Source organism: Collinsella aerofaciens (genome assembly GCF_040926185.1).
Lineage (GTDB): Bacteria > Actinomycetota > Coriobacteriia > Coriobacteriales > Coriobacteriaceae > Collinsella > Collinsella aerofaciens_BC.
The window spans coordinates 1-7,255 of the sequence record NZ_JBCOIQ010000033.1 but is presented as its reverse complement, the minus strand read 5'-3'; the positions used below and the strand labels follow the sequence as shown (position 1 = coordinate 7,255).

Here is a 7,255-nt window from a genome sequence, read left to right as displayed (position 1 = left end):
CGACGCGGAAATCGCGCGCCGTTGCCGCGCCCCGCAGTGCCCGCTTCCCCCAAGGACAATTATCAGTGCAGGTAGACGAGCCGTCATTTTGCAGAAAACGCGGGTATGGATGGGAGTCCTGAGTTTAGCCCCGTAAACCGGCATAGTTTTGTTTGAACGGTCCTGCGCGAACGCACCCACCAGCCGCGTGGGACCAAAATGATCCGTTTTCCTCCGTCCCCGGGGGATCATTTGGCGGCGCCAACCACGAAATCGGCCCATCTACTACGTTTGACTCGATACCCCCGACCATACCCCTGTTTTCCAGAAAACTGCAGGCGTTCTACCTGCGTCGGTTTTGTTTTCGCGTTTTTTGGCATGGTTGGGGGTAAGGGGCTAAACGTAGTAGATGGGCCAATTTCGTGGCAAGCCCTTCTCGCCTACGCACAAAAGCGCCGCCACGGAGGAGGGAGATACCTCCGTGGCGGCTGGGGGTGGGGGCTATGTTCTGGCTCCCCGCCGGCCGCCCGGGGCCTTTTGGCCCCGGGCGCTACCAGCGTGCCTAGCGCTTACGGATACCCCAGACCAGGGCTCCGACGCCGGCCATGGCAATAACAAATGCCATGAGCAGTGCAGCGGCCTGCTGGTCACCCGTGGTGGGCAGGAAACCCTTGACCGTCTTGACGATGTTCGTCACGGTCTTGGGCGTGCCGGGATCGGGCGTCGGCACGGGCGTCTCGGGCTTCTTGTACGTGTTGTTGAACACGATACCCTCGACGCTCTTGTCGCCCTTGGTAAAGGCGACGTTCGCCTTGAGGTTGCCCTCGCCGTCGTCGACCACGTTGACAGTCGCGGTAAAGACGGACTTGTCGTAGGTCATACCGGCCTCGTCGCCCTTGACCTCGCTGATGGTGTAGACGTACGTACCGGGCTCGTCGTACTCGAACTTGTCGAAGTTGATCTTGCCGTCGGCATCGTTGGTGACGGTGGACTCGATGTCCTCGCCAACGAGCTTAAAGCTAAACTCGTCCTTCTTGAGCTCGCGTCCCTCGAGCACCTTGATGGCGCCGATGGAGACCTGCGTGGGCATGGCGTGATACTTGTTGGTAAAGCCAGCCGACTCGGTGGTTCCCTCGAGCTTGTGCGTCGCGGTCAGCGTGCCGTCGCCGTTGTCGGAGACGGTGGTCACGACGGTATAGGTCGCGCCGTCATAGGTGACGCCCTTGTACAGGCCGAGCGCGTTGGGGCAAGCCTCGCGCAGCGTGTACGTGTGCGTGCCGGGCGCCTCATAGTGGATCGGGCTCAGCGTAACGGTGCCGTTGGCGTCGTTGGTGCCACTAGCGACAGTCACGCCGTCCTCGAGCAGCTCAAACGTGAACTCGCCAGCTGCAAGGTCGCGTCCGGTCAGACGCTTGACCGTCTTGACCTGATCGGTCACGGACGAATCGGTGGGCGTCACGCTGTAGGTGTTGGTGAATGTGAAGGCCGCACCGTCGTCGCCGTTGCGCACGACACTCAGGTGTCCGGCACGGTCGTCAGTCACTGTGTAGGAAACCTTGCGCGCGGTGTTGGCGTCGTTAGTCACGCCAGGGGCGCTACCGGACTCGGTCACCGTGTAGGTAAAAGTGTGCGAGCGCGGAGCGGTGGGGGCTGCGGGCTCGGATTCGTCGCTGGGCTCGTCGGCGTTGGCATCAGCGTCGGCGTTGGCCTCTTCAGCCTCTGCCTCGTCGGCCTCGGCCTCGTCGGCTTCGTCTGCCTCGGCCTTATCGGTCGCATCGTCCGTCACGCCCAGGGCGCGGTTGAGGTCCTCGAGCGTAAAGTGGATCTTGCCAAAGTCCACGTTGCCGGCCGTGTCGTTGGTTGCGGTCGTGTGCTCGGGCATCGGGGCACCCGCCTCGTCAGCGGTCACGGTAAAGGTAAACTTACCTGCGATGTCGGCCGGGGTCAGGCCCTCAGCTGCCTGGAGCTTCTTGGTGCCGGCAAGCGCGGCGTCAACGGCATCGGCGCCGTAGACGTTCTCGAACAAGGGTTGAATTCCGTCGTAGGCGGGCGTCGCCGTCAGAGTCCCGTCACCGTTGTCGACGACGATGACCTTAAAGCTAAAGCTCGGCTTTGCGGCGGTAATGCCCTTTGCTGCGAGCGGAGACGTGTACTCGAAGGCCGTGTAGTTGATGGTCCATGCAAGCTTGGCATCCGTGTCGGTACGGATGGCGCGGTTGGCGTTTACCAGGTCGGCGAGCATCTCGGTCGTGTAATGCAGAGCACCAAAACTCACTTGGCCGTTAACGTTGGTAACGCACGTACCCTCGATGGCTTCCGTCTCGCCCGCATAGGCGATGCCAAAGTAGAACTCGCCGTCGACCATCGGGCGACCGGTCAGAGTCTTGGTGGCAACGATCTGAGCAACGTCACCACCGTGCGCATCGGTCGATGCGCTATAGCTGTTTTTGAACGGGACCAGAGCGCTCTCAACCTTGTTCTCGCCGCTCTTGTGGATCGTCTCGTGCGTGCCCTCGGGACCGCCGGAGACGGTCGTCGTAGCGGTAATCGTACCGGCACCATCGTCGGTGACAGCGATCGTCACGGTACGGGCAGCATCGTCGTAGGTGTAACCGGGCTTGTGGTCGTTCGTCTCGGCCACGGTGTATTTGAAGGTCTTGCCGGCGTCAGCCTGCGTAAACTTGACCTCCTTGCCGGCCAGAATGTCGATCAGGCCGACGGTTCCCTCTGTCGCTGCAGGGGACTTGTACACGTTGGCACCCTCGTGCAGGCCGAGCGCGTTGGCAGAAGCCGCGTCAGCGGGCGTCACGGTAAAGGTGAACTGGCCCTCGGTCATGGGACGTCCGGAGAGGGCCTTGCTAAGCTTAAGGCCGCCGGCCGCGGCGTAATCGAGCTCAGAGCGGTACATGTTGGTAAAGCGTCCGTTTTCCTTCTTGGTGACGTTGGCGGTCAGGACGCCCTTGCCGTTATCAGTCACGGTCACTTCGGCGGTCGCGACATGTCCGTCATACGTCATGCCTGCCGCGTTGCCCGCGTTCTCGCGAATCTCGTACTTGTAGGTTCCGGCAGCCGTGTAGTGGATCTTGCCGAACTTGATGGCGGCGATGCCGTCCTTCGCGTCCTTATTACTCACGGTTACGGTTGCGGGATCGGGCAGCGGGGCGCCTTCGGGGGCGGTGATGGTAAAGCTGAACTCGTCCCCATCCGTCCAGTCGCGGCCGTCAATGGCCTTGCTCAGGCCAAAGTCGAGCTCTGTGTCGAGCGGGGTCACGCTGTAGGTGTTCTCGAAAGTTGCTTCCTTAACGTCCTTCAGAACATGCGTGGCGCTGAGCGTACCGTCGCCGTTGTCCGTGATGGTGGTCTCGATGTTGAACTTGGCATCGCTGTAGGTGATCCCGCCGGCGTTGTCCTTGACCTCGCGCAGCGTGTAGGCGTGCGTTCCGGCCTTGGTGTACTCGATGGTGCTCATCGTGATCTTGCCATCGGCGGCGTTCTTGCCGGTGGCGACGACCTTGGCGTCCTTGCCCTCGCCCTCGACGAGCTCGAAGGAGAACTCGCCCTCAGCCATGTCGCGGCCGGTCAGGAACTTGGTCGCGGTGATCTGGTCGGTGACGCTCGTCTCGACAGGCGTCACGCTATAGGTATTGGTGAACGTAAAGGCTGCGTTGCCATCCGGCTTGCGGGACACCCTCAGATTGCCCTTGCTGTCATCGGTCACGGTGAAGGAAACCTCGCGCGACAGCTTGGCGTCGTTGGTCACGCCGGCAACCTTACCGGACTCGGTCACGGTGTAGGTAAAGGTGTGCTCGCGCTTCTCGGACTTCTCGCCCAGAGCCTTGTTAAGGTCGTCGAGCGTAAAGGCAATCTTGCCAAAGTCGACCTTGCCCTTGGCATCATTGGTCACGCTCGCGTTCGCGGGCATGGGTGCGCCCTCTTCACCGGTCACGGTAAAGGTGAACTTGCCGTTGATGTCGGCCGGGGTCAGACCGTCGGCGAACTGCAGGTTCTTGATGCCCGCAAGCGATGCCTCGGCAGCATTCGCGGTGTAGGCGTTCTTGAACTTGATACTCTTGACGTCCTCGGCGCCCTTCAGCTTGTGCGTGGCCACCAGCTGGCCCTTGCCGTTATCGCTGATGGTCGTCACGATGGTGTAGGTCGTGCCATCGTAGGTGATGCCGCCGGCATTGCCCTTGACCTCGTGCAGCGTGTAGATGTGCTGACCGATCTCGGTGTACTTGATAGCCTTGAACGTAACGTTACCGTTGGCGTCATTCTTGACGGTCTCGATAAGCTCAGAGTCCTCGCCCTTGGCCTCGCGCAGCTCAAAGCTGAACTCGTCGGCCTTGAGGCCACGGCCGGTCAGAGACTTGACGACCTCGATCTCGTCGGTAACGCTCGAATCGACGGGGCTTGCAGCGTAGATGTTCTTGAACTCAGTCTCGCCCGAAGTCACCTGTACGTCAGCGCTGAGCTCGCCCTTCTTGTTGGGCGTTACCGTCACGGTAATCTCCGCGACATTCCCACTGTAAGTGATGCCATCGATAGTTTGGCCGGCGTTCTTCTCGCTGACCTTGTAGACGTACGTGCCAGGTTCGGCGTATTCGATCGTGCCGAAGTCGATGGCAGCCTTGCCCTGGTCCAGGTCAGCCTTGTGCACGATTGCAGTCGTAGCCGCAGGCATCGGGGCACCGTTCTCGGACGTCAGACCAAACTCAAACTTGTCCTCTTTCGTCCACTCGCGACCCTCGAGCACCTTGGTCAGGCCAAAGCCGGCCTTGGTGTCAACCTTTGCCGGCGTCATGTCGTACTTATAGCTGATCTTGCCGTTGTTGCCCAGGTAGGAATTGACATGCGTCGCGGTCGCCTTGGCGGACACGTTGTTCCACTTGGGGTTGAGAACGTCGGTCGCGGTACCAGTGTTGTTGCCGCCCACGCCCTTCTTGGTGGTGTGGAGCTCGTCGATAAAGGCCAGGCGCGCGGTCCCCACGCTAAACGAAAGGTTGCCGTCCTTGTCGGCAATAATAGCGCCGTCAAACTTCGCAGCGTCGCCGCCGATAAACTCGATGACGGCGGTGGCGGGCTTGGCCTCGTTGTTCTCGCCCTGCTCCTCAAACTCATCCTTGTAGTAATAGGTGCCTTTTTCTGCCAGTGAAATCTTTGCAGGCTGTGTGCATTCCTTATCGGTGTAAATTGGAGTCTGCTTCTGGAAGTAGTAGTAGCGGTTGGTGTCGGCCGGCTCAAAGTTCGCAACCGTATCACCCAACGCACCGGTCTTCCACTTGTTTGCAAAGAAGTTCACGGTCTTGGTGCCGTCAACGACGGTCGTATTATGCTCGATGTAATCCTTGAGCCCCGCTACCTTCTCGGGCGTAAACAGGTTGTCGAGTGCGACCTTCTTCACGCTCGAGGCATATTTCACCTGGATGGGCTTAACGGTATCGACCGAAAGCTTGCCGTCTACGGTCTTAAAGTGACTCAGCGGAATCAACGACGCGGGAATGTTGACCGTTACGATATCGCCCTTCTGGGGATTGTCGTCGCCGGCACGCTGCACGGTAATGAGCAGGTCTTTTGCCTTGCCATCGAACTCGTACGTATCGGTCTTGGTTTCTTTGTTGACCGTCTTGCTCGGATTGGTAAACGGCGTGCCGTTGATGACGACCTCGGTGAAGCTGTCGACCTGCATAAAGTCGCCCAGCTCATCGGTAAACGTGATGTAGCCGGACTTGGTCTCGTCGTAGCCCTTGTGGATTTCGGTCGGATAAGGCGGCTCCGACGTAATGGCCTGCGAGATGTCGTCGAAGACCTTCTTGAGCTCTTCTGCATTGGTCGCCGACTTGTAGTAGTCGGAGTTTTCCACGCGCGCACCAAGCATATCGCTCGTATACGACGTGGCGCTGGGATAGTTACTCGACACGGCGTGCATGAACTTATTTACGTCGCTCGTTCCCTTATTCGAGGGATCGGCAGCGGGGTTCGCTCCGCTAAAGATGCCGATAGTATAAACGGTGGCCTTGCCGTCCTTCATGCTCTTGGCAGCCGTCACGGCAGCGTTGGCGACATCAGAATCAAACTCGCTGTAGCTCGTTGGCTTGCCGTCGGTAAAGAACACAACGACCTTCTTGGCGCCCTCGCGTCCAAAAGTTTTAATGTTTTTCTCGGCTTGTTTCATACCATAATCGGCACGCGTAGCGCCAGCAGGCTCGATAGAATCGATCGTTCCCTTAAGACCCTTTGCGCCGCCAACCGTGCACGCTGTCAACTCTTGCATTGTCTGCGAATAGTTGTAGCTATGGCCGCCGGAGCGGTACTTGTCGTTTCCAACTTTGTCGGTCTCATCACCCGCAAACTTAACAATGGCAACCTTATGCTGCCTATCGACGCCCTCGATACCTTCGTTTTGTTTGGCGATGGTGTCGATAAAGCTTTTCGCAGCGCTCTTCAGCGCATCGATACGCTTGGTGGAATCTCCACCACCCATAGGATCATTCATCGAGCCGGATGCATCCAGCACTAGCACGATGTCGAGTGGCGTGGTGACTGTCACGGTTGAATTAGACGTCGAGGACATCGCCGAAAGCGTGGTCACAAAATCTGACACTTCGTTTTCTCCGGTTGCCTCAACCGTTTTGTCGGTCCAGATTCGACCGACGTTTTGAGTCGTCACCTTATTGCCGCTGTGGCCGGCCGCCCATTTTTCCCAGCGTCCGCTGGTGTCGGGGTCGACGACCGTCGGCCCGCTCGCTGTCGGCCCGTCCATTCCCGTACTGGACCTGGCGTTGGCCTCGGGCAGCATGGCGAATGCTGCGGCTGGCAACACCAGCACTACGGCCAGTATCACCGCCAAGAGACCCCTCGTGTACTTACCCATCGCGTCTCCCTTCTCGCAGGATTAGACCTTGCATCAGCCTAAAGTTACGGAATGAGACACAATTAGGGCAGGTGACACACGTTCCAGATTCGGTTTTGGGTGTGAGACAAATGTCTCACCAAAGTTGAGACACAGCGTTTTCGCAGGAAAACAGGTGCGACTCGAGATTGACGAGCCAAAACGATCCGTTTTCCTCCGTCCCCGAGGGATCAGCTGGCGACACCCACCACGAAACCGGCCCGTCTACTACGTTTGACCCGATACCCCCGACCATGCCCACGTTTTACGAAAAACCGCAGGCGTTCTACCTGCACTGATAATTGTTCTCGGGGGAAGCGGGCACTGCGGGGGCGCGTCAACAGCGCGCGATTTCCGCGTCGCAGCGCTACCCTGATGCCGAACGCC

General features: G+C 59.2%; 1 protein-coding gene. It reads right to left on the bottom strand.

Features of this window, described 5'->3' with window-relative positions:
- Window positions 1-541: 541 nt before the first annotated feature.
- Window positions 542-6,850 (bottom strand): Spy0128 family protein, encoded by a 6,309-nt coding sequence (locus AB5750_RS09595; RefSeq protein WP_368146263.1) that lies wholly within the window; start codon window positions 6,848-6,850, stop codon window positions 542-544.
- Window positions 6,851-7,255: the final 405 nt, after the last annotated feature.

Bases quoted from the DNA above. Each gene is read 5' to 3' on its own strand.
- AB5750_RS09595 (WP_368146263.1), bottom strand. From the start codon at position 6,850: ATGGGTAAGTACACGAGGGGTCTCTTGGCGGTGATACTGGCCGTAGTG.